The following is a 23,296-nucleotide window of genomic DNA, read 5'->3' on the forward strand; positions in this document are numbered from 1 at the left end:
TTATTGTGGCATTACCGAAGACATTTGAAGATCGAATGAAAAAATTGCTTGGAGAAGAATATGATTCCTTTGTAAGCAGTTATCAAGATAAATACAAAACAGGTTTACGAGTAAACCGATTAAAGTTAACAGGCAAGGAGTTTGAGCCAATCAGTCCTTGTCCTGTTAAACCAATTCCTTGGACAACCAATGGATATTATTATGATGGAAAAAATCAACCAGCAAAACATCCTTATTATCATGCTGGTTTATACTACATCCAGGAGCCAAGTGCAATGCTACCTGCAGCACTTCTTCCAATAGAGCCAGGAGATAAGGTGCTTGATGTCTGTGCTGCACCAGGTGGAAAAAGTACGGAATTAGCTGCAAAACTTGGTGGTACAGGGTTACTAGTATCCAATGATATCAGTAATTCCAGAGCAAAAGCATTACTGAAGAACATTGAGTTATTTGGTGTAAGAAATCCTGTGATCATTAGTGAGGATCCAGCAAATCTGGTAAAATCATTTACAGGATATTTTGATAAGATACTTGTGGATGCTCCATGTTCAGGAGAGGGAATGTTTCGTAAAGACCCTTCCATTATGAAGAACTGGGAGCAATATGGAGTGGACTATTACAACAATCTGCAAAAGAATATCATTTTGTATGCGGCAGATATGTTGAAACCAGGTGGATCAATGGTATATTCCACATGTACCTTCTCGCCGGAAGAAAATGAAGGTTCCATTCAATATCTGCTCAATAATCGAGAAGGTTTCTCTGTTGAGTACGTTGAACGGGTAGAGGGGCTTGGATCTGGTCACCCAGAATGGATTGGTAGCGAGGATGAGCAGCTGAAGAACTGTATTCGAGTTTGGCCTCATAAGGTAGAGGGAGAAGGACATTTTGTTGTTTTACTAAAGAAGAGTCCAGAGGTAGGTACTAGTGCATATGGTGGTTATTCTTATAAGAAGGTAAAGTTATCTGAGGAAGCAGTGGACTTTTTAGAGCAATTAGAGTTAGACTTTGATCCGAATCGGTTTGAATTACGGGAGGAACGTCTCTATTATCTTCCAGAAGGATTGCCAAATGTAAAAGGTCTACGAATTCTTCGTCTAGGATTGTATCTTGGAGACATGAAGAAAAACAGATTTGAACCAAGTCAGGCACTTGCTAATGCCTTGAAAGAAACGGATTATACGAATATATTGAATATATTTTCATGTCATGGGGATGCCATCAAATATTTGAAATGTGAAACATTAGATTTATCGGAAAATTATAGGTCTTGTACTTCGCGGGAAGAGTATGATACACTTGTTGCGGCAAAGAAAGCAGGAGTGGATGCAATGGAAAACAATGCAGGAATTATCTTGGAAACAAGAAAGAAGAATCCTTGGTTTTTAGTTTGCGTTGATGGATTCCCTCTTGGTTGGGCAAAATGCAATAAAAATGGAATGAAGAATAAGTATCTGGCAGGCTGGAGATGGATGTAATGAAGGAAAGCATGCGTTTAGACAAATACTTGGCGGATATGGGGGTAGGTACCCGAAGCGAAGTAAAAGGATTAATAAAAAAAGGTAAGATTCAAGTAAATGGAACGATTGCGAATGATTACAGTCGAAAAATCATAGTCGGTACTGATGTAATCATGTACGCTGGCGAAGAGATTACGTACTTAGAGTATGAATACTTTATGTTGAATAAGCCGGCTGGTGTATTATCAGCTACAGAGGATAAGCATGCAAAGACGGTACTGGACCTGCTTACCACCTCCAAAAGAAAGGATCTGTTTCCTGTTGGTCGATTAGACAAGGATACAGAAGGATTGCTCTTAATTACCAATGATGGAGCGTTATCTCATGCACTGCTTAGTCCGAAAAAGCATGTGGACAAGATGTATTATGCAAAGGTTGAAGGAATGGTAACCGAACAGGATGTAGAAGCATTTGCTGAGGGGCTTCAAATGGATGAGGAATGGAGAGCAATGCCTGCAAAGTTGAAGATTTTAGTGCAGGATACCATTAGCGAAATCACATTAGTCATTCAGGAAGGTAAATTCCATCAGGTGAAACGAATGTTTGAAGTGGTCGGAAAGAAAGTAATCTTTCTAAAACGATTATCAATGGGACCTTTACAGTTGGATGAGAAGCTGATGCCAGGGGAATATCGTAAGCTTACAGAGGAAGAATTACAGAAATTAAAGGAATCTCATTCCTAAGCAGAGTGCTTAGGAATGGAGACAAGGGGAATGGAGAAAAGTATGTTAGATAATATAGATGCAGTCATTTTTGATTTAGATGGAACATTGGTTGATTCTATGTGGTTATGGAAAGAGATTGATGTTGAATACTTAGGAAGATATGGACATGCTGTACCAGAAGATTTACAACATGCTGTAGAGGGTATGAGTTTTTCTGAGACAGCGGAATATTTTAAGGAACGATTTCAATTACCAGATTCTTTGGAGGATATAAAAGCAGAATGGAATAAGATGGCATGGGACAAGTATGCTGATGAAGTACCTTTGAAGAAGGGGGTAAAAGAATTCCTTACCCAATTAAGAAAAAAAGGAATTAAGACAGGAATCGCGACCAGTAACTCCAAGGAATTGGTAAATCATGTGTTAAAACATCGAAATATTACGGAGTACTTTGATACTGTACGAACTTCCTGTGAAGCGAAAAAGGGGAAACCAGCACCAGATATCTATCTACTTGTAGCGAAAGATTTACAGGTAGAACCATCAAGATGTTTGGTATTTGAGGACTTATCTCTTGGAATCGTAGCAGGAAAGCGTGCTGGTATGCAGGTATGTACAGTGTTTGATTTATATTCACAAGAAGACATTGTACGAAAACGAGAATACGCAGATTACTACATTGATTCGTATGTTGATATCTTTGAAGATCGGGTAGAACGTTTAGAGGAAAATGATATAGATTTTGAGTCGTTAGTTAATCTGTAAGTTGTAGGCAGGCATAAGTATAGAAAGGTATAGCATGATAAAAGATTATTTACCAATATCCAAAGAGGATATGAAAAAACGTGGGATTGAACAGCTGGATTTTGTATATGTAATCGGGGATGCGTATGTTGACCATCCTTCTTTTGGACCAGCAATCATTAGCAGAATTCTAGAAGCGAATGGATATACAGTTGGAATCATTGCCCAACCAGATTGGAAAAAAGAAGAGAGTATTCAGATACTTGGAACGCCAAAGCTTGGATTTTTAGTAAGTGGAGGCAATATGGATACGATGGTAAACCATTATACGGTGGCGAAGAAACATCGGAAAGTGGATGCCTATACACCAGGTGGAGTTATGGGAAAACGACCTGACCGTGCGACAATTGTTTACTGCAATTTGATTCGTAAAGTTTATAAGGATATTCCAATCATTACAGGTGGTATTGAAGCGAGTTTACGACGTTTGGCCCATTATGATTATTGGAGTGATAAAGTAAAACGTTCCATCTTGTTGGATTCTGGTGCAGACCTCATTTCTTATGGAATGGGAGAGCATTCGATCGTGGAAATTGCGGATGCATTGGCAAGTGGAATTGCAGTATCGGACATTACATTTATTGCAGGTACGGTATATAAAGCAAAGAACCTTGACTCGGTATATGATGCGATTCAATTACCAGATTACCAAAGTATCTTGGCAAGTAAGGAAGAATTTGCACGAAGTTTTTATCAACAATATATCAATACGGATCCATTTACAGCCAAACCGCTGGTTGAGAAATACAAAGAGAACGAGTATGTGGTCCAGAATCCTCCGGCAAAACCATTAACACAAGCAGAGATGGATCGTGTCTATGCACTTCCTTATATGCGAAGCTATCATCCTTCTTATGAAGAACAAGGAGGAATTCCTGCAATTGAGGAGTTGAAATTCAGTTTAGTAAGTAACCGTGGTTGTTTCGGTGGTTGTAGTTTCTGTGCTTTAACCTTTCATCAAGGAAGAATGATTCAGACAAGAAGCCATGAATCGATCTTACAGGAAGCGAGACAGTTAATCTGGGACAAAGATTTCAAAGGATATATTAATGATGTTGGTGGTCCAACAGCGAACTTCCGTCATACTGCTTGTGAAAAGCAGAAAACAAAGGGGGTTTGTATGAATAAACAATGTTTATTCCCTACACCATGTAAGAATTTGAAGATTGATCATTCCGATTATTTAAGCTTGTTAAAGAAGTTAAGAGATTTACCAAATGTGAAAAAAGTATTCATTCGATCTGGAATTCGGTTCGATTATCTGATTAATGATCCAGATCCTACATTTATGCGTGAACTATGTGAGAATCATGTAAGTGGACAGTTGAAAGTTGCACCGGAACATATCAGCGATCAGGTTCTAAAATTAATGGGAAAACCTTCTAATAGTGTATATGAGCGTTTTATAAAAGCATATAAGAAGACCAATGAACAAGTGGGTAAGAAACAGTTTGTTGTTCCGTATCTGATGTCCTCGCATCCAGGTTCTACATTGAAGGAGGCTATCGCGTTGGCAGAATATCTACGTGATCTTGGGTATATGCCAGAACAGGTACAGGATTTCTATCCAACGCCTTCTACAATTTCTACTTGTATGTATTATACAGAATTAGATCCACGAACGATGGAAAAGGTATATGTACCGAAAAATCCACATGAAAAAGCGATGCAACGTGCATTGATCCAGTATCGAAATCCAAAGAACTATGACCTTGTCTATGAAGCGTTACAAAAAGCAGGCAGACTGGATTTGGTTGGATTCGATAAGCATTGCTTGATCCGTCCAAAACATACGGATGCATATGGAAAATCCAATGGATATAAAGGAAATCGTCCAGTAAATAAGAAAAATGGAGAACCGAATGGAAGACCGAAGAAAAAGAAAGCCATTCGAAATGTTCATAAGAAGAAATAAACGACTAGTTAAGGAGGATAAAGAGTGGATAAGGGGAAACATGGTTATATTCCATATAAGAAGAAAAAACAATTATGTCATACATTTATTCTGGCAGCAATTGCAGCAGCAATCTTCATAGCAGGATATCTTTTAAATGATAACTCAAGAAATAATGTATTCACGATTCTTGCGGTTTTGATGGTACTTCCTGGTGCAAAGATGCTTGTTGGTTATATTGTTGTCGCACCTTATCACACGATGGAAGAAAAGAGATACGCTGATGTTTGTAAAGCAACACCAGAAGGGGTGATCCTAGTTTCTGATCTTGTACTGACATCACCAGATAAAGTAATGAATCTTGACTGTGCAGCGATTGATGATCGACATGTAATCGCTTTGTTAGGAAAAGAAGGACAGGATACATCATATATACAAACCTATCTTTCTAGAACCCTGAAAAATCAAGGGTATTCCTGTGAGGTAAAGGTTATGACGGACTTCAGCAAATATATTCATCGTGTGAAAACGTTGACAACTAATACAGCGAAGGAAGCAGAAGCAATGACGGAATCGCAAGAAGATTCCATCAATCAGGACATGGATAAAGAACAGATTACAGAGAACCAAGAAATTGTGCAAAAAGAGGAAATCAAAAAACTTCTATTAACATTAAATGTGTAGAATGTTAATCGAGGTGTCAAATCCCCGCGTTCAGTTTTTATAAGAAGTGGTGTTACAAATCAGTATGGGAGTAAGACACCCGAACTCGTAAATAAAAAGATATTGAGGATAGACAGGAATGCAGAGTATAATCGTATCAAAAAATGAAGCAAATCAGAGACTGGACAAATTATTGGCAAAATATCTGAACCAGGCTCCAAAGAGCTTTTTCTATAAGATGTTACGCAAAAAGAATATTACACTCAATGGGAAAAAGGCAGATGGAAGCGAAAAAGTAGTAGAGAATGATGAGATTAAGCTCTTTCTATCCGATGAAACCATTGCCAAATTCACCGGTGAAGTGACAGTACAGAAAGTGGATGCTAATCTAGCAGTTCTCTATGAAGATGAGAACATCTTACTGATTAATAAAGAAGTTGGGATGTTATCGCAGAAAGCAGAGAAGGATGACGTTTCTTTAGTAGAGTGTATTGTTGATTATATGCTTCAAAGGGGACAACTTACAAAAGAGGAACTTCGAAGTTTTAAACCATCTATATGTAATCGTCTTGACCGTAATACAAGTGGGATTGTTGTAGCAGGAAAAACATTGGCTGGTTTACAGGCAATGGCTCAACTGTTTAAAGATCGTACCATTGATAAATACTACCATTGTATCGTAAAAGGGAAAGTGGATACAAAGCAGAAGATTCAGGGGTATCTAAAAAAAGATGAAAAGACCAATCGAGTATCCATCACAAGGGAGGAACAGGTTGGTGCTGATCCCATTGCAACGGAATATGTACCTTTACGTACCAATGGATCGTATACATTACTTGAAGTTAAATTGATTACAGGAAAGACACACCAGATTCGTGCTCATCTGCAAAGCATTGGGCATCCCATTATTGGTGATTATAAGTATGGGGATTCTGCAACCAATCAACAGATGAAACAACGATACGGCCTAAGAAATCAATTACTTCACGCCTATCGGGTACATTTTCCTAAATTACAGGGGGCATGTAGTAACCTTTCGGATAAGGAATTTATTGCACCTCGACCAGAATTGTTTGAGAATATATTAAAAGATTTGTAAGACTGTTTTGTATAGAATTATATGGAACGATATACTACATTGAGGAAACACGTGATTTTTAGCTAAGCTCGCAATAGAACTTTATGTCTATTTCATGAAATAATACTGTACATGTTGTAAAATATGAGATATACTATATTGGTATTATATGTAAATCAATTCGATAAGCCAAACCAGATCATATACAAGATACATTCTAATAAAAGGAGAACAACTCTATGAATGGTACACAAGTTAAGGTATCTATTCATAGAAAGCGTTTTCTCTAAATATACCGCTAGGAGAGACTATGGTACGTATAAATGACTACGCCATAGCCTTTTTCGTATTTTGAAATATGATAGAAGGTGATTATGTGAGAGGTATAAAAAAGTTTCTCCACTCAATTTGGGGAAAAATCTTTTTTCTACTGATCGGTTTAGTGATTGGAGTGATTCTTGGTGCATATCATATAGAGGTTGCATATTTTCCATCGGTTCTAGCAATGATGGCATGCGTTCTTGTACTAGGGATCTTCATGGCGATCAACTTTGAGATTGATCTTTCTAGATTCATGATCAAAGCAGATAAGAAAAGGCAATATACCCAATATGTGTACTGGGCGATCGTATTTTTGCTGTTTGCTTTGTACTATAATTACAACTATGAGAAATTTCTTAAGACGTATCAGAGGAATATTTTCGGTATTGATCAAAGACAATATATCTTTCTTGTGAACTTTCTGATATTCCTAATTATGTCTATCATAATCTACCAAATTATCATTCAACAATATCGCATAAAAAATATTGGAAAGGGTGGTGTGGAACTAGAACGAATCGTCAGCAACGACGGATTAGCGGCGTTGGAAACAAATACAGATATGGTTAGCAGCATATGCAAACAGTTAGGTGCATTGGATGAAATTGTCCAGTATCTATACCATCAGGGATATGTGGATGATCGTTTACCCTACAAGGAATATGTTGGTATCTTAGACCGTATTTTATTACCATTGTCAGAAAAACATGATGATGTTGTAATACAGGCATTTACCAAGAAAGAGTATAAGGAATATCTTGATCATGAGGTTACGTTGACGACTGGACGAGTGAAAAAGATAGCATATGAATTAGATAAGTATGGAATCTTAAAGGTGGAGGACACCATTCATATTCAATATCGGTTAGCAGCCTTTCACGAGTATACCAAAGATCCCTATGTCTATATTGTGGTAAAACTTGGGCCACTATATGATATTAAAATTGGAGAATTGATTTACGCCTATGTAAAATCATTTGAAGCACTATATTCCAAGTATGTTATGCTGATACTACAAGAAAGAGGGAATTGACATGGATGAGAGAAGGTTAGAAGATTTATTTGCGAATCTACAGCCAAGAGAGAACAATACTCCCAAAAAAGTAAGTAAAGATTATGTCATGGATAGTTACATACCGACCGCTTCCGGTGCAAGCGTGGTGGATAAATTACGTAATCGACATATATATACATATAATAATCGCTAATATGTTTAGGAACCATCGAATTTGCCAAGAATATAATGATAGTACTATGGTAAATGAGGTGGTTCTTTTGGTTAAAGATATCAGTCAGTTTATAAATATAGATGATTTTGAAAAAAGAGAAAATGAACAAGGAAATCGAGTGGATTTTAACAATCGATTTCTTGTAGAATATGAGGAAATTCATCCTTGTGGAAAAGGAATTGTACAAGAAATTTTAGAACAGTATCGGTCTTCTTTGTAAGTTGAAACTGTTTATTGTTCTTTGAGAATAAATTTGAATTGAAATGAGAGCTGAAAATTTTATTTTGTGGAGAAGTTTGGCAAGCGTGTGCTTTCCAAAGACGAATTTGATTAATCTGTGTAAATCCAATATTTATGGGATTCGAAATGGAATGACGAAGTTTTGAAACAAATAATTGTTTTATATAATTTGAAAATCAGCAGTTGAAAAACCGAACAAATTTTCGTATAATGACAAGATAAGAATTCTTATTAAAGAAAGGAAGCACATCTATGCCATCGTGGAACTCCAGAGGACTTCGAGGATCTACGCTAGAAGAATTGATCAATTTAACCAATGAGAAGTATCGAGCTAATCATCTTGCACTGATTCAGAAGATTCCAACGCCTATAAAACCAATTAATATAGATAAGACAACTAGACATATTACTTTAGCATATTTTGACCAAAAGAGTACAGTGGATTACATAGGAGCCGTACAGGGAATTCCAATCTGTTTTGATGCGAAAGAATGCGCAACAGATACGTTTCCTTTACAGAATATACATGCTCATCAAATCCAATTTATGAAGGAGTTTGAACAACAGGGAGGAGTTGCATTCCTGTTGCTTTACTATTCCAACAAAGATTATTTCTATTACCTTCGATTCCAAGAACTTCTTACGTTCTGGGAGCGTGCGGAACAAGGTGGTCGAAAGAGCTTTCGTTATGAAGAACTAGAACCTTGCTATGAGATTTCTACACATAATGGAGTCTTCGTCCATTATCTGGAGATGCTGAATCAGGACTTGGCAAGTCGGACGTGATAGCTAGAGCATGTTTATACGAAATTTCTATTTTATAATACAGAGGGTGAGGTATACGACATGAAGAAAATTGCATTAATAGGAATGGTACTGTGCATGATACTGGGAAGCACGGGTTGTACTGCGAATAAGGATATTACTACGAGTAATCGATCCGTTAATTCTTCGGGAAAAGAAGAGGATGCAATAGAAGTAGATAACCAAGAAAACGAAGCGGATACAGTAGAGGTAGATAACAAAGAAAATGATGAAAACGATGAGGAAAAAGGTTTTCGTTATGAAGAAGTACAAGATAAAATCAAGGATTATATGGACAAGTTAAGTAATGGGTTAACGAATATGGCTCTAGGTAATGAGGAAGATCCTTTATGTATACGTTCACATATAGGTACAATCGATTTAGCAAGTACAGAAGGTAATGAAGTAAAACAATATACCAATCAAAATGGTGAAGTTCTACGGTATTCCATTAGTCAATTTGGTGAATTGGGTTCAATAAATTATGAATATTACAAATTAAGTGAAGAACTGACATATATAACAGAATTACAGTCGGTATATAGTTATCCTATTAATCTAGGGTATGATATAGATGTACTTAGAACGACATTTAAGGAATATATAGTCATGGATAATGAAATATATTGTATCGATAACTGCGAAGAAAAATTAGTTGAATATGAACGTGAAGACTCTGCAGTACCATTTCGCAGCTTTGAGGATCTTAATAAGAGTTTCGTAGAAAACGAAGAGTAGCAATTCTAGTTGACCCGCAAAACATGAGCAAGTAGCGTGATAATGAGGATTGCGAATGTTTTAGAATAAGAAAGAGCGAATAGATTTAAGAATAAAACGGATTTTGCATTTTGGTAATAAAATAATATTCCGTTAATGTTTCTCCATTATTCTAGTAAGGAACTTCCTGTATAATCGTCTACATAACAGGAGGTTATGTGGATGAAAAAGAAAAATGTTAAGCAGATCATTGCAATAATAGGTATTGGTATTTTAACGATGGTGCAGCCGATTTCTGCAAATGCTAGTGCTATACCCAATGAGAAAAGTTCTCAAAAAATGGCTTCTGAAGTACATAAGGATGGTGCCAATTCAGATGGGGAGCAAGTAACGCCTTCAGGCATCGACTATAAGGATTTACCCACGGAGATTGACCGTTTTATAGAGGAACGGAAGGAAGGATGCGCTTCCGTTTCGTTAGCCGTATTTCAACAGGAGGATACGTTGTATGAGACGCAATATGGATATGCCAATCTGGAAGCAAAAGAAAAGGTGGATGAGAATACCGTTTATGAATGGGGATCCGTAAGTAAATTAATGGTTTGGGTTAGTGTCATGCAATTGTATGAGAAGAATGCATTAAGTTTGACGTGTGATATCAGAGAGTACTTACCAGATGGCTTTCTAAAAAAGATATCCTATAAAGAGCCAATAACCATGCTGGACTTGATGAATCATACGGCGGGATGGCAGGAAACAACCTATGATGTAGAGGTGAAAGAACACAGTAAGATCATTGATTTGGAACAAGCATTGAGAGAGACAGAACCACCTCAGATCTATAAACCAGGTACGGTAACGGCATATTCCAACTGGAGTACAGCATTAGCTGCTTTTATTGTTCAGAGAGTGAGCGGAGAAGATTATGTTACTTATGTACAACAAAATATTTTAAAACCTTTAGGTATGGAACATACTTCCATCAGTATTGACTGCTCGGATAATCAATGGGTCATGGAACAGAGAAAACATTTAACGTGTTACTCCATAACGCAGGAGAGTTATGAGAACTATGGGGAAGATATTCGCTATATTCTGCTTTACCCATCTGGGTCGGTAACAGGAACAAGGAATGATTTTCTGACATTTGCTAAGGCATTAGTTCCAGCCGAAGGAGAAGATTGTGTATTGTTTCAGAACAAAGAGACACTTGCTTTGATGAAACAACCAACGAGTTTTTATGGAGATTCCGATATTCCAAGAAATTGTCATGGAATATGGACACTTCAATATACCGTTGATATTATGGGGCATAGTGGGAATACCAATGGATGTAGTTCGATCCTAATGTTTGAACCAAATTCTGGGCTAGGCGTTGTTGTTATGACCAACGAAAGTTCGGAGACGGCGTTTAATTATGGAGTCTTATCCTTGATATTTGGAGATTACAGTAATAGTGAGCGAGTAAAGAAAGCAGGAACCACAGCGAGTAAGGATTTGAGCGGAATTTATACCTCTTGTCGTTCCTTTGAGAAAGGATTTAGTAGGATTTACAAATACATGGGAAGTCTTTTGCCTTTATCAAAAACAAAAGAGCAAGATGTTTATAAGCTTACCATTGGTCAAGGTACATTAACGAAAGTCGCAGAGCATCAGTACATTATGGATAATGAAAATGGCTGGCGTTATTTAATGTATGAAACGGAAAATGATACTGGAACAACGACATTACAGATGTATACGGCGGATGTAGTGAAAGAAAATACGATAACATTTGGCTTAAAAGTTGGTTCGCTTGTAATTTTTCTTTTGTTTGTGTTTTTATCGATTCTTCTAATCCTGATACGTGTTGGTAAAACACTTTTTCAAATGATTGGTTGGAAGAAACACCATAAGGAAGAAGGAAAAGTAAAAGAATGCAATTCCGATGAATTAAATATGAAGCAATCAAAGAAACCAAAGCAAACAAAACAACCAAAACAAAAGACGATGGATACCCTGCTAGTATTGAGTAATATTGTGATCGGAATAATCTTTTATAACCTGATCTTATGTCCTTTGGATAATGGTAGTGTGCAATGTATTCCAGTTGTGATACAATGTAGTATATTGATGGTCTTAATCGTAATGACAATCGTGCTGACAATTTATAAAGTATACTGTTGCAAGAAAGAACAGATAACCATGAGAAAAACATTATTAAGGATAAGGATAGCACTTATGAGTTGCTATATATGTGGATTTCTAATCTACTGGCAAATGTTTAATTTCTGGAGTTGTTAGAACGTAAGGTTCATGAACGGTTATATACGTTATCACAATAAAATCTAAGGATAAGGGGCGTTTTAGCGATGGCGAATATTTTGATTGCAGATGATGAAAAAGAGATAATTAAGCTGTTACGGATGTATATTGAAAAAGAGGGTGTAACCGTATACGAAGCGTATGATGGAGAGATGGCATATATGATATTAAAAAATTATACCATTGATCTAGCAATCATTGATATTATGATGCCAAAGCTAAATGGATTTGATTTGATCAAAAGAGTGCGCAGGACAATGGACGTACCAATCATGGTGATTTCTGCTAAAGTTGATCTATCAGATCGAGTACTTGGATTAGAACTTGGAGCGGATGACTATATAACAAAACCTTTTGAACCGTTGGAGGTAGCAGCCAAAGTAAAGGCTCGGCTGAGAAGAATACAATCTATGGGCGGGAAGGAAGCAGAGGATACCATTACAGTTGGGGAAGTGGTATTACATCTGAAAGAGTGTGTGTTGTACAAAAAGAATGAAGTGATCCCTTTGACTAAGGTGGAATATATGGTACTAAAGATGTTTATGGAGAATCCGGGAAGAGTATTTACCAAAGAACAGATCTATGAGAATGCCTGGGGAGATGACTATGTTATGGACGATAACTCTATACGAGTCATAATAAGTCGATTAAGGGAGAAACTAGGGGGAGATTACATAACAACCATACGGGGATTGGGGTATCGATTGGAGAAACATGAATAAATTAAAAAAACAAATCATTCGTTATTTTTTACTATTTTCCTTTCTAATTGCAGTTTTAGAATCGATTGTGGATAGTTTCTTTGATGATTATGTATTCTTAGTATTGCCAGAGAATTCAATAAAAATGAATATGGCATTTGGCTGCTACATTGTTCTCTCGATTGGGATATTTCTTGTAGTTGCAGTAGTATTCTATCGAATTCTAAGCCGAATCATTACCGAAGAAACAAAGAAACAGATCAACGAAAAAAATCTTCTCTATGCGAATATAACGCACGATCTGAAAACACCAATCACTTCGATTATGGGGTTTGCCAGAGCGTTAAAAGACAACAAGGTAAAAGAGGAAGAGTATGAGGAGAGTATACATATCATCTATGAGAAAGCGAAACAGACAGATGAATTAATTAACACCCTTTTTCAGTACTCCAAATTAGAGACAGATACGTATCAATTACAACTTCAGACGTGTGATATCAGTACATTGGTTCGAAACCTGTTAGCAGAAAGCTATCAGGAATTTGAGAATCGTCAAATGCAGGTTGCAATTGCAATACCAGAAGAGCCGATATTATGTGAGATTGATTCTGTCGAACTGTCCCGTGCTATCAATAATCTGCTTGTTAATGCATATAAACATAATAACCCTGGAACAGAGATTGGAGTAAAGGTGGAAGCACTTCAATGGAAAGTGAAGATTGTGATTGCAGATCAAGGAGATGTTATTGATCCTTCTCTACTGGAGGAGTTGTGCAAACCTTTTATATGTGGGAGCGAATCGAGAACCAATAAGGGGGGAAGCGGCTTAGGATTGGCAATTACAAGAAAAATTGTTGCAATGCATCAGGGAAGATTGTTTATCGATACGAAAATTGAGGGATATACCAAAGGTTTCGTGATTGAATTACATAGGTAATGTGAAAAGCATAATCGAAATCTATTTGCATTTTTTTTCTATCTTTCCGCATTCTTCTAACCTTAAGAGTGGAACAAATCGAATAGTTTTTTTGAGATTAGAAACACTAACTATGTAGAAACTCGAAAGGAAAGGGAATGATAGATTGATCAAATTTTATAAATGTAGTAATGAAGCACTTGTAATACCTGTATGTAATTGTTTTACAGATCCCACATATCTAGCAGATGCTAAGGAGATTGTACCAAATTCAGTAGATGCAGCTTCTGAAAAGCATCTTCCTGTGGTTACTTGCAGTGGTAATACTATTACAGTGAATGTAGGAAGTGTTACCCATCCCATGTCAGAAGAACATTCCATAACGACTGTGATCTTAGAAACACAAAAAGGTGGACAATATCAGTTTTTATCAAGTGATGCACAACCAGTGGTAAAATTCCAAATTGCTGATGGTGATAAGGCATTAGCAGCTTATGCATACTGTAATCTTCATGGATTATGGAAAACAGAGGTATAATAGTGATAAAAATGAAGCGGTTTTCGCATTTGCGGAACCGCTTTTTTTCTATACAAGGGTTCGGGTGTCAAAAGCCCTTATTTATTTTGAGGTCAGTCAATTTGCACAATTTAAGTTTGTTTAACATGTAATACAGGACATAGTTCAATCGCAACACGCTCTCGCTTGGATGAAGTTCGTAGTGGTACATAAGGCTCTAAAGTACAGAGCCAAAGTACCAACGACTTCATACAGTTGCTCATCAAACTATGTCCTGTATTACATGAGATTAGCTAGTGTTTGTGCAAATTAACGAAAGAAAGTTTTACTAAGGGCTTTTGACACCCTAATCATACAAGGAAAGTCCTCCGACTTTCCTTGTATAGAAACCCTTCGAGGGATGCGCACTCGCTCATAATACTTTATAGGAATGAGGGCTAGAATGGAGATTAATTAAAAGGATATGATTTGGAAAAGAAGATATACTACATATTAGATAATTGTCATTAAATTATGGTGTAAGTAAGGAGTGTAAGGAAATATTTATTCTTGTTTCTTGTTTACTTCTATTCTATAATGACATACGAAGATTGTTGATTATCGTCAAGGAACGATTTACATATATTTCAATAAAGTCATTTATGGGAAAGGGTAGTAAGATGAACAATTCTAAGAATAGAACGTATAGAGAAAAAAAGAAGAATAACGATAATAATAGGAACGATAAAACGTTTCGTAAAGCAACGAAAGTTGATAGCATGAAGCAATCAAAGGATAGAAAAACCAGTAATAAATATGATAAAAGTAAGACAAGCAACATAGATAAAACAGGCAATACAAGTAAGATTAGTAAAACCCAAAAAGCAAGTAAAGCAAATAAAAATGCAAGTAAATGTCCAATCTTTGAAAAGTGTGGCGGTTGTCAATATCTTGATCTCTCCTATGAAAAACAGTTAGAAAAGAAGCAAAACCAAATGGAGGAGTTGCTTCAGAAATATGGTAAAGTAAGTCCAATCAAGGGAATGGATGATCCGTATTATTATCGCAATAAAGTTCATGCAGTACTTCACAAAGGAAAAGATGGAGAGATTATAGCAGGAATATACGAAGAAGGAACCCATCATGTCTTACCAGTAAGTACATGTTATATTGAAAATGAAGAGGCTGGTAAGATCATTCAGACAATAACGAAACTGCTTCCTTCCTTTAAATTATCAATCTACAATGAGGATACAAGGCAGGGATTGATGAGACACATCTTGATTAGAAGAGGTCACATAACAGGACAAATCTTGGTTGTCTTAGTAACTTCTACGGTCATGTTCCCATCGAAAAATAATTTTGTTAAGGCACTGCGAAAGATTCATCCTGAGATAACGACGATTGTCCAGAATATTAATGACAAACGAACCAGCATGGTACTTGATAAACGGGAGCAAGTGCTGTACGGGAAAGGATACATCGAAGATGTGTTGTGTGGAGCACGGTTTCGAATTTCCCCTCAAAGTTTCTATCAGATCAATTCTGTACAAACGGAAAACCTCTATAGGGAAGCAATCCAATATGCACAATTATCCCAAAAGGAAACGGTACTAGATGCATATTGCGGAATAGGAACCATTGGTATACTTGCTAGCAGAGAAGCGAAGAAGGTTATTGGTGTGGAATTGAATAAGGAAGCGGTTAAAGATGGAATTCGTAATGCGAAGATCAATGGCATTGAAAATATTGCATTCTACCAAGGGGACGCAGGTGACTTCATGTTGGATTTAGCAAATAACAACGAGAAGGTCGATGTCGTTTTCATGGATCCACCACGGTCAGGCAGTGATGAACGATTTTTATCTTCCGTACTCACCTTATCACCAGACCGAATCGTCTATATCTCTTGTGGACCAGATACGTTAGCACGTGATCTGGAGTATTTAACAAAGAATGGGAAGTATAGGGTGGAAAAGATGAGGCCATTTGATTTGTTTCCTATGACTGCGCATGTGGAGATGGTGGTCTTGCTGTCAAAAGTGAATACTAAGAAGTAAACAAAAGATTGAAAATAAAGGCCTATTCAGGTCCTATCGTTAAGCGATAGGAACAAACCTGAATAGGCCTTATTTTTTAATTTGTTATGTGTTAATTAGGTTATAAATTTTCATATGAAACGAGCTGTTCCATAGGAATGCGTGCTCTGTCAAAACGAGTAGTATCAACGCATCCTTCGTTTGAATAACCAAGAACAAGAATGTTGATAGGTTCCAAGTTCTCTGGCAAATTGAACTCTTTACTTAGTACATCAGGTTTGAAATAGCAAACCCAGACAGAACCTAAGCCTAGTTCCGTAGCTTGCAGCATCATGTGGTCAGTTAGAATAGAGGCATCAATATCGCCAGTCTGCTTGTTGTCAAAAGGACGAACCCATGCTTTGTTATGATCCGCACAAACAATAATTGCCAAAGGTGCTCCATAAATATTAGCTGCTTTGCCAATCTTATCTAGTCCCTCTTTGCTTTGAACAGCAATCAGATGAATTGGTTGAAGGTTTGCAGCAGTTGGGGCTACATGGGCAGCTTCCAATATTTTCTCTAACTTTTCAGGCTCTACCTTTTTTTCAGCATAGTTACGAACAGAACTACGTTCCTTTAAAATGTTTATTAATTCCATGTCTTTTCTTCCTTTCTATAGGCTTTAAATAATCTATGTAGTCATTCTTGATAACTCAACCGGCCTATGCTATAATTTTAGCAGTTACTTTAGAAAAGACAAGAACGCACTTTTTTGTCATATACTACCCAAAAAGATACTGTTAATTAAGGAGAAAAATATGAAATGTCCAAGCACTTTTAGTTGTCCAATAGAAGCCACTCTGAATTTGATCGGAGGAAAATATAAAGCACTTATTTTATGGCATCTAATAGATAGCACTTTACGTTTTAATGAAATCAGCAAGCTTATTCCACAAGCAACTTCAAAGATGTTGACACAACAATTACGAGAGTTGGAGGCAGATAATCTCGTTATTCGTACTGTCTATCCGGTTGTACCTCCAAAAGTAGAATACTCACTAAGTGATTTTGGAAAGAGTATTACTCCAATATTAGATTCAATGTGTAAATGGGGAGAAAACTATTTAGATGGACTAGATGTTCGTCCATTAACTTGTTCGTCCGAAAATAATAATTTAGTAGAAAAGTTGGAACAACAAAAAACGAAATGAAATTCTTAAAAAAAGAAAATATACATTGACAAAAGGTAACATATTACTTAATATTTAAATAAGGTAATATGTTACCTTTTTCGGTTAGAGGAGGAATTAATATGCAAAAGAGAATTGATCGATCAGTTATTATCACAATTGTTTTATTACTAATCACTTCCATTACGGGAATCTTATCTATGAATTTTGATCACAAATGGGTGTTTACCAATCAATACGGTCATACAGTGGAGATGTATGGATACGGGATTTATGCAAACGACACATATTTGAAAGCACCCATTAACATTGGTACAGATTGGATCATTTTGTTGCTTGTGATTCCGATTCTCGTAGTAAGCTACATACAATTTTACAAAAATGACTGCACATTGAATCGGCTAAAAATGGCATCCATTTATGGGGTAATAACCTATTATGCTGCCAGCATCTGTTTTGGAGTGACATATAATCAATTATTCTTGGTGTATGCCGTTCTGTTTGGCATATCCTTATTTAAGACCTTTATCTATACAAGAGCAATCTCCTTGAAGAAAGTCCCAAAAGTTCGTATTAGTATGACAATCTTCTTGTATATATTAGGAGGTTCTTTGTTTGTTGCTTGGTTACCGGATATCATCCCTGCTGTTCTGAATAATACAACACTTTCTTCGATTGGTGTGTACACAACAGAAATTACCTATGTGATCGATATGGCGATTGTGAGCCCATTGATCTTTATCAGTTTATATCTTTTGAAGAAAAGAAATCCGTTGGGTGCAATTATTTACGATATAATACTAGAATTATGTGTCGTGGTAGGAATTATTGTAATATCGCAATCCATCATACAGATGCTATCACATGTAGAAATGCCATTACCAGTTATGATTACAAAGGTTGGTATCTTTGTAGTGCTAGGCGGATTTGCCCTTTATTTTAGGAATAAATTACATAAAGAAATAGCATAAAGAAATTCTATAAATAAATTCTTTAAATAAGGGACTTTGCTGTTCCAGTCTTAGATTTCATTAGTTACAGAACTTATGGAGAGATACAAGGAATAGAAAGCGTAAAATCATATAGAAAAGCTCGGTGATATCAGTTCATTGAGCTTTTGTTTTTATTTAAAAGGTGGCCTACATAAGCTGAGATTTTCTTGAAGATAGGTCGTAATTTTGATAAAATATAAATAAAAAATGTGATGTATTATAGTAAAACAAATTAGTTTATGCTTTTCATTTGACAAAGAGACTGGAGGTTCTATATGGACTATAACTCAATTATTAGAAGAAAAAATCGTATATTATGTATTTCTCTATTTGCCAGTGTTTTATTAAGATGTATTGTAAATGGTTTCTTTTCAGGAATTAAAAACATCTTGACTTTGGGTGCAGCAGGTCTTGTTTTGACTGCAATTGTTAGTTTTTTGTGTTGGAAAATACATAATGGAAGAGTCATGATGTATGGAATGGTTATTGTCTTTTCTGGGCTTAGTATCATGTGTATGAGTATCATTCCTTGTACAACAAACTTTTTGATGTTTTTCCTGGCTATTTTTATGATTTTGATTTACGAGGATGTAAAGCCTATATTTTTACAGTGTGGCATAAGTATGATTTGTATAGTTTATTTTTATTTGAAATACCATGAGAATATGAACAACACATGGACACCAGATACGATGTGGATGAGTTTGGTCTACGTAATTAGTGGTATGTTCGTATTTGGTGCAATGTGCCATTTATCACATGAAGTAAATAAGAACCTTGAGAAGACATATGAGGAGAGCAAAACTGCCAGAGATCAGGCGGAGAGATTATTAGGCGAGATTCAGACTTCGGTACAGGTTCTTGGAGAATCAAGCAAGGTAATTAGCCACAATATATATGATACAAGACAGATATCTGAACTAATTGCGTCTTCTTCTAGGGAAGTTACAGGTATGACTGTGGAAGAGGTTAGTGCAACAGATACCATTGAGAATATGATGGAAGAAGGGTTTGAGAAGACCGTTGTAGTAAAACAGGCCATGAAGGAAATGGCATCAACATCGTCAGAAACCAATGATACAGTTATATCTGGCAGGACCTCAATGAAACAGCTTGTAGACAAAATGACTGAACTCAGTAAACAGATGGACCACACAGTTACAGAGATGAGGATTCTTTCTGAAAATAATGAAAAGATTGTTGAGATTTTGGGAACCTTAGACTGCATTACTTCAAAGACGAATCTATTGTCCTTAAATGCTTCGATAGAAGCAGCGAGAGCAGGAGAGCAGGGACGTGGGTTTGCAGTTGTAGCGACAGAAATTCGTGTTTTATCAGAGAATTCTCGTGAGTTCACGGAGCAGATTCACAAAATATTAGATTCAATCAATGATAAAACACAGGTGCTACAAACGGAAATACAAAATGGAAAACTTGCGGTAAATGAGTGTGTAACAAGTGTTGACGTAGTTGACCAATCTTTGAATCGGATATCAGATAACACCAATCGAATTATGACGAAGTCACAGGATGTAGAGGAAAAAACATCTAAGCTAGAGGAGTTGTTAAACAATACATTACAAGATATCAAGTCTATTCATAATAACGCGGAGGCAACCTCTGCTGCAATGGAAGAAGTATCAGCCAATATTGAAAATATGAATGACAAGGTAGAAAATGTGGTGGCTGGTTATTCGAAAGTTCAGAGTATTACCAAGACGTTGATTCAGAGTGCAGAATTATAATAAACCAGAAGATATAGGATGCTACCTTGTGTATCTTAGCACAAAACAGTATGATAGATATCATACATCAAGGCGCAAAAGAATGTATGTAAAAACGAAACCAGGAGGTAATGTCAAGGTGTAATACCTTTGCATTGTCTCCTGGTTTTGTTTATGTTTTGCTAATATGGACTTATTGTATTAGAACTTGTAGTGATTGTAACATTGGTTGTATTGATGGTTTAGGAAGCAACAGGGGTATTATAAAAAAGAATTTAAGTAGTTAAAGAGCAAAATTAATGGTAAAATAAAGAATAATGACACATTTGAATTATGGAAGGGGAATGACATGAAAAAAATATTAGTTACCGGAGGAACCGTGTTTGTTTCTAGATATATTGCAGAGTATTATGTTAAAAGAGGAGATGAAGTATATGTTCTTAACAGAAATACGAAGGTACAATCCAAAGGAGTTAAATTAATTCAAGCTGATCGATATGATATTGGCGACAAATTACGAGACTATTATTTTGATCTTGTTATTGATAATGGTTATTCAGCAAAGGAGATTGAACTCTTGTTGAAGGCGTTGGGGGATTATAAAGACTATATTTTGATAAGTTCAAGTGCAGTATATCCTGAATATGAGGTACAACCGTTTAAAGAAGAAACGAGTTTAGCAGAAAATAAATATTGGGGAAAATATGGAACCGATAAAATAGAAGCCGAGAAGGTACTGTTGGATCGTGTTCCCAATGCTTATGTTGTTCGTCCACCGTATTTGTATGGACCAATGAATAATATATATCGCGAAGGGTTTGTATTTGACTGTGTAATTAAAGATAGAAAGTTTTATTTACCTAAAGACGGCTCCATGAAGCTTCAATTTTTTCATGTTCAAGATTTGTGCAGGTTTATAGATCTTTTATTGGAACAAAGACCAGAATGTCATATCTATAATGTAGGTAATAAAGAGGCTGTTACAATAAAAGAATGGGTTACCTTATGTTATGAAGTGGTAGGAAAGACGGCGGAATTTGTTAATGTGTATGATGAAATCGACCAAAGAAACTACTTTAGCTTTTATAATTATGAATACTATTTAGATGTCACAAAACAAAATGAATTAATGCCAGAAACCCAGGCACTTCGTGAGGGATTGAAGGAATCCTTTGATTGGTATAAGGAAAATATGGATAACGTTATCAGAAAAGACTATATGAATTATATTGACAATAATTTATTATAGAAAGTAAACGGTTTTTTGCTTGGAGTGCAAGTGCAAAAATGGGATAGGAGAAATCTTTGATATAGGAGGATTATATGATAATAAAAGATTTAAAAGGTAATGAATTGCTCGATATTATACAGATTGATGAAAATCGAATTTCTGATAAATATACTCCATTAACACATGCATTAGTGGTTGTGAAAATTGGAGAAGAGTATTTGATGGGGGGGAATCATTTTCGTAAAGATTGGGAAATAAGTCTAGCACATTTTTCGTGGTGTGCTTTTTCTTTTTCATACAATATTTCTTATTAAATGTATCTTACATTTGACAAAGTATGTTATACTAATAGAGAAATGTATATTGTTAATGGATTATCGGTAAGATTCCTATGGATTTTGTTATAATTAAATCTGCTGAAGAATCTTGCGTATATTCAAGCAAAGGAAAATAACTAGTGAAGACTGAATGGAGAACTTTAGTATGGCGATGAAAGATATGGAAAGAATGAAACAATTACTTGAAGAGAAAAAAGGTAAGAGTAATTTCTTTTATGGAGAGAAGAAAATTGGAGTTGGTAAAGTACAACAAAGACACAAAAACATTGGGACGGATTCAGAAAGAACAAAGAAAATCTCTCAATAAGTAATTTACTTGTAGGATTTATGGAGAATGAATAACCCATAGAGGTCAATTCTAGTAGATAGGATTGGTTTTTATGGGTTTCTTATATAGTGAGTGATGTGTAACAACGGAATAGGTTGGTTAATAATTCTTAAGACGTTGTTATAGAAAGGAACAGAAAAATAACGGATAAATATAGTTAATCTAGAAGGATGCTGTATGAATAAAGGGAAAAACGCACTTGTCTAGTAGAATGGAGAAAAGATGATACAAAATATTGAACCACATATATATAATAATACATATTTGACAAAAGAACAAAAGAATACGGATCATGTATTCGTATTTCAATCAGGCAAAATTTTATTAGTAAAAAAAGAACAGAATTGGACAGTTCCTACAAGACAAGATATAGGAGCATTAAAACAATTTGAAAAGCAAGAAACGATTTACCTATTTTCGATTGATGACCAGGCAATCTTTCTACTGAAAGATTTTGCAGGTAAGACTTATATAAACAATGATTTTACGAATATGAAAGAAAATGAAATATCGGATGAGACTACGTTTGCTTATCATGCGTTAAGTGTACTTCGAAACTTTACCCCAAAATGGCTTGGATTTGCTGGTATTACAGCAAATCATCTATATAATTGGTATCGAAGTAATCAATTCTGTGGTTGTTGTGGCACACCTATGGATTTAAGTACCACAGAACGGGCTGTGCGATGTCCAAATTGCGGATTTACGGATTATCCGAAGATCTGTCCAGCAATTATTGTTGGAGTTATTCATGAGGATAAAATCTTAATGACGAAATACGCCAATAGAAGTTTCAAAAAATATGCATTAATTGCAGGTTTTTGCGAAATAGGAGAGACCTTAGAGGATACGGTACGAAGAGAAATTATGGAAGAAGTGGGGTTAAAGGTAAAGAATATTCGCTACTATAATAATCAACCATGGGGATTCTCAAGCAGTTTACTCATTGGGTTCTTTGCTGATTTAGATGGCGATAACCAGATTGCATTGGATACGAACGAATTAGCAGAGGCAGAATGGTTCAATAGAGAAGATATACCCGAAGATGAAGAGAATAAGTTGAGTCTTACTTATACAATGATGATGGCTTTTAAAAATCAACAAATTTAATTATATAGAC

General features: G+C 35.9%; 24 protein-coding genes. 23 read left to right on the top strand and 1 reads right to left on the bottom strand.

The features are described 5' to 3' along the window. Positions 1-5 precede the first annotated feature (5 nt). The 16 genes from HBB17_RS04930 to rlmD all read left to right on the top strand — a co-directional run bounded on the left by HBB17_RS04930 (position 6) and on the right by rlmD (position 16,412). The gene (locus tag HBB17_RS04930; protein WP_167956295.1) at positions 6-1,478 is read left to right on the top strand and encodes an RsmB/NOP family class I SAM-dependent RNA methyltransferase; all 1,473 of its coding nucleotides are present in this window, start codon (positions 6-8) and stop codon (positions 1,476-1,478) included. Further along, complete coding sequence (locus tag HBB17_RS04935) at positions 1,478-2,203, top strand: pseudouridine synthase (protein ID WP_330588153.1); 726 nt, start codon at positions 1,478-1,480, stop codon at positions 2,201-2,203. The genes HBB17_RS04930 and HBB17_RS04935 overlap by 1 nt, the downstream gene beginning before the upstream one ends. Before the next feature lie 42 nt (positions 2,204-2,245). Continuing rightward, on the top strand, positions 2,246-2,950 hold the full coding sequence (locus HBB17_RS04940) for an HAD family hydrolase (protein WP_167956631.1): 705 nt from the start codon (positions 2,246-2,248) through the stop codon (positions 2,948-2,950). Positions 2,951-2,984: 34 nt separating this feature from the next. After that, a complete protein-coding gene (locus HBB17_RS04945; RefSeq protein WP_167956299.1) occupies positions 2,985-4,904 on the top strand; it encodes a YgiQ family radical SAM protein in 1,920 nt (639 codons plus the stop codon). 24 nt (positions 4,905-4,928) lie between these two features. Beyond that, positions 4,929-5,567 carry a hypothetical protein gene (locus HBB17_RS04950; RefSeq protein WP_167956301.1) on the top strand — a complete coding sequence of 213 codons (639 nt, stop codon included), beginning with the start codon at positions 4,929-4,931 and terminating at the stop codon, positions 5,565-5,567. Positions 5,568-5,685: 118 nt separating this feature from the next. After that, positions 5,686-6,645, top strand: a complete 960-nt coding sequence (locus tag HBB17_RS04955) for an RluA family pseudouridine synthase (protein ID WP_167956303.1) — start codon at positions 5,686-5,688, stop codon at positions 6,643-6,645. Positions 6,646-7,000: 355 nt separating this feature from the next. Next, positions 7,001-7,978, top strand: coding sequence for a hypothetical protein (locus tag HBB17_RS04960; RefSeq protein ID WP_167956305.1), 978 nt, complete (start codon positions 7,001-7,003; stop codon positions 7,976-7,978). A 1-nt stretch (position 7,979) separates the two neighbouring features. Further along, positions 7,980-8,153 (top strand): hypothetical protein, encoded by a 174-nt coding sequence (locus HBB17_RS04965; RefSeq protein ID WP_167956307.1) that lies wholly within the window; start codon positions 7,980-7,982, stop codon positions 8,151-8,153. A gap of 67 nt (positions 8,154-8,220) precedes the next feature. Next, a complete protein-coding gene (locus HBB17_RS04970) occupies positions 8,221-8,394 on the top strand; it encodes a hypothetical protein (RefSeq protein ID WP_167956309.1) in 174 nt (57 codons plus the stop codon). Positions 8,395-8,666: 272 nt separating this feature from the next. Continuing rightward, the gene (locus HBB17_RS04975) at positions 8,667-9,200 is read left to right on the top strand and encodes a Holliday junction resolvase RecU (RefSeq protein WP_167956311.1); all 534 of its coding nucleotides are present in this window, start codon (positions 8,667-8,669) and stop codon (positions 9,198-9,200) included. Positions 9,201-9,260: 60 nt separating this feature from the next. Continuing rightward, positions 9,261-9,956 carry a hypothetical protein gene (locus HBB17_RS04980; protein ID WP_167956313.1) on the top strand — a complete coding sequence of 232 codons (696 nt, stop codon included), beginning with the start codon at positions 9,261-9,263 and terminating at the stop codon, positions 9,954-9,956. A gap of 201 nt (positions 9,957-10,157) precedes the next feature. Next, positions 10,158-12,218, top strand: coding sequence for a serine hydrolase domain-containing protein (locus HBB17_RS04985; RefSeq protein WP_167956315.1), 2,061 nt, complete (start codon positions 10,158-10,160; stop codon positions 12,216-12,218). Positions 12,219-12,286: 68 nt separating this feature from the next. After that, positions 12,287-12,961, top strand: a complete 675-nt coding sequence (locus HBB17_RS04990) for a response regulator transcription factor (protein WP_167956317.1) — start codon at positions 12,287-12,289, stop codon at positions 12,959-12,961. Continuing rightward, a complete protein-coding gene (locus tag HBB17_RS04995; protein WP_167956319.1) occupies positions 12,954-13,877 on the top strand; it encodes a sensor histidine kinase in 924 nt (307 codons plus the stop codon). Before HBB17_RS04990 ends, HBB17_RS04995 begins: the two co-directional genes overlap by 8 nt. A gap of 145 nt (positions 13,878-14,022) precedes the next feature. Beyond that, the gene (locus tag HBB17_RS05000) at positions 14,023-14,394 is read left to right on the top strand and encodes a desulfoferrodoxin family protein (protein WP_167956321.1); all 372 of its coding nucleotides are present in this window, start codon (positions 14,023-14,025) and stop codon (positions 14,392-14,394) included. 620 nt (positions 14,395-15,014) lie between these two features. Continuing rightward, positions 15,015-16,412, top strand: coding sequence for a 23S rRNA (uracil(1939)-C(5))-methyltransferase RlmD (rlmD, locus tag HBB17_RS05005; protein WP_238483675.1), 1,398 nt, complete (start codon positions 15,015-15,017; stop codon positions 16,410-16,412). 100 nt (positions 16,413-16,512) lie between these two features. Here the strand turns inward: rlmD and HBB17_RS05010 are convergent, their stop codons facing one another. After that, positions 16,513-17,031, bottom strand: coding sequence for a nitroreductase family protein (locus HBB17_RS05010; RefSeq protein WP_167956323.1), 519 nt, complete (start codon positions 17,029-17,031; stop codon positions 16,513-16,515). A gap of 160 nt (positions 17,032-17,191) precedes the next feature. Here HBB17_RS05010 and HBB17_RS05015 point away from each other — a divergent pair, with 160 nt between their 5' ends. The 7 genes from HBB17_RS05015 (at position 17,192) to nudC (ending at position 23,286) form a co-directional block, all read left to right on the top strand. After that, positions 17,192-17,584, top strand: a complete 393-nt coding sequence (locus HBB17_RS05015; protein WP_167956325.1) for a winged helix-turn-helix transcriptional regulator — start codon at positions 17,192-17,194, stop codon at positions 17,582-17,584. A gap of 101 nt (positions 17,585-17,685) precedes the next feature. Then, positions 17,686-18,534 carry a hypothetical protein gene (locus HBB17_RS05020; RefSeq protein WP_167956327.1) on the top strand — a complete coding sequence of 283 codons (849 nt, stop codon included), beginning with the start codon at positions 17,686-17,688 and terminating at the stop codon, positions 18,532-18,534. A gap of 296 nt (positions 18,535-18,830) precedes the next feature. Beyond that, on the top strand, positions 18,831-20,300 hold the full coding sequence (locus HBB17_RS05025) for a methyl-accepting chemotaxis protein (protein ID WP_167956329.1): 1,470 nt from the start codon (positions 18,831-18,833) through the stop codon (positions 20,298-20,300). A 328-nt stretch (positions 20,301-20,628) separates the two neighbouring features. After that, positions 20,629-21,528, top strand: a complete 900-nt coding sequence (locus HBB17_RS05030) for an NAD-dependent epimerase/dehydratase family protein (protein ID WP_167956331.1) — start codon at positions 20,629-20,631, stop codon at positions 21,526-21,528. 74 nt (positions 21,529-21,602) lie between these two features. Further along, on the top strand, positions 21,603-21,824 hold the full coding sequence (locus HBB17_RS05035) for a hypothetical protein (protein ID WP_167956333.1): 222 nt from the start codon (positions 21,603-21,605) through the stop codon (positions 21,822-21,824). Positions 21,825-21,993: 169 nt separating this feature from the next. Continuing rightward, positions 21,994-22,155 carry a hypothetical protein gene (locus tag HBB17_RS05040; protein ID WP_167956335.1) on the top strand — a complete coding sequence of 54 codons (162 nt, stop codon included), beginning with the start codon at positions 21,994-21,996 and terminating at the stop codon, positions 22,153-22,155. 243 nt (positions 22,156-22,398) lie between these two features. Next, positions 22,399-23,286, top strand: coding sequence for an NAD(+) diphosphatase (gene nudC / locus HBB17_RS05045; RefSeq protein ID WP_167956337.1), 888 nt, complete (start codon positions 22,399-22,401; stop codon positions 23,284-23,286). Positions 23,287-23,296 lie beyond the last annotated feature (10 nt).

Source organism: Anaerosporobacter faecicola, from assembly GCF_012070565.1.
Taxonomy (GTDB): domain Bacteria; phylum Bacillota; class Clostridia; order Lachnospirales; family Lachnospiraceae; genus Anaerosporobacter; species Anaerosporobacter faecicola.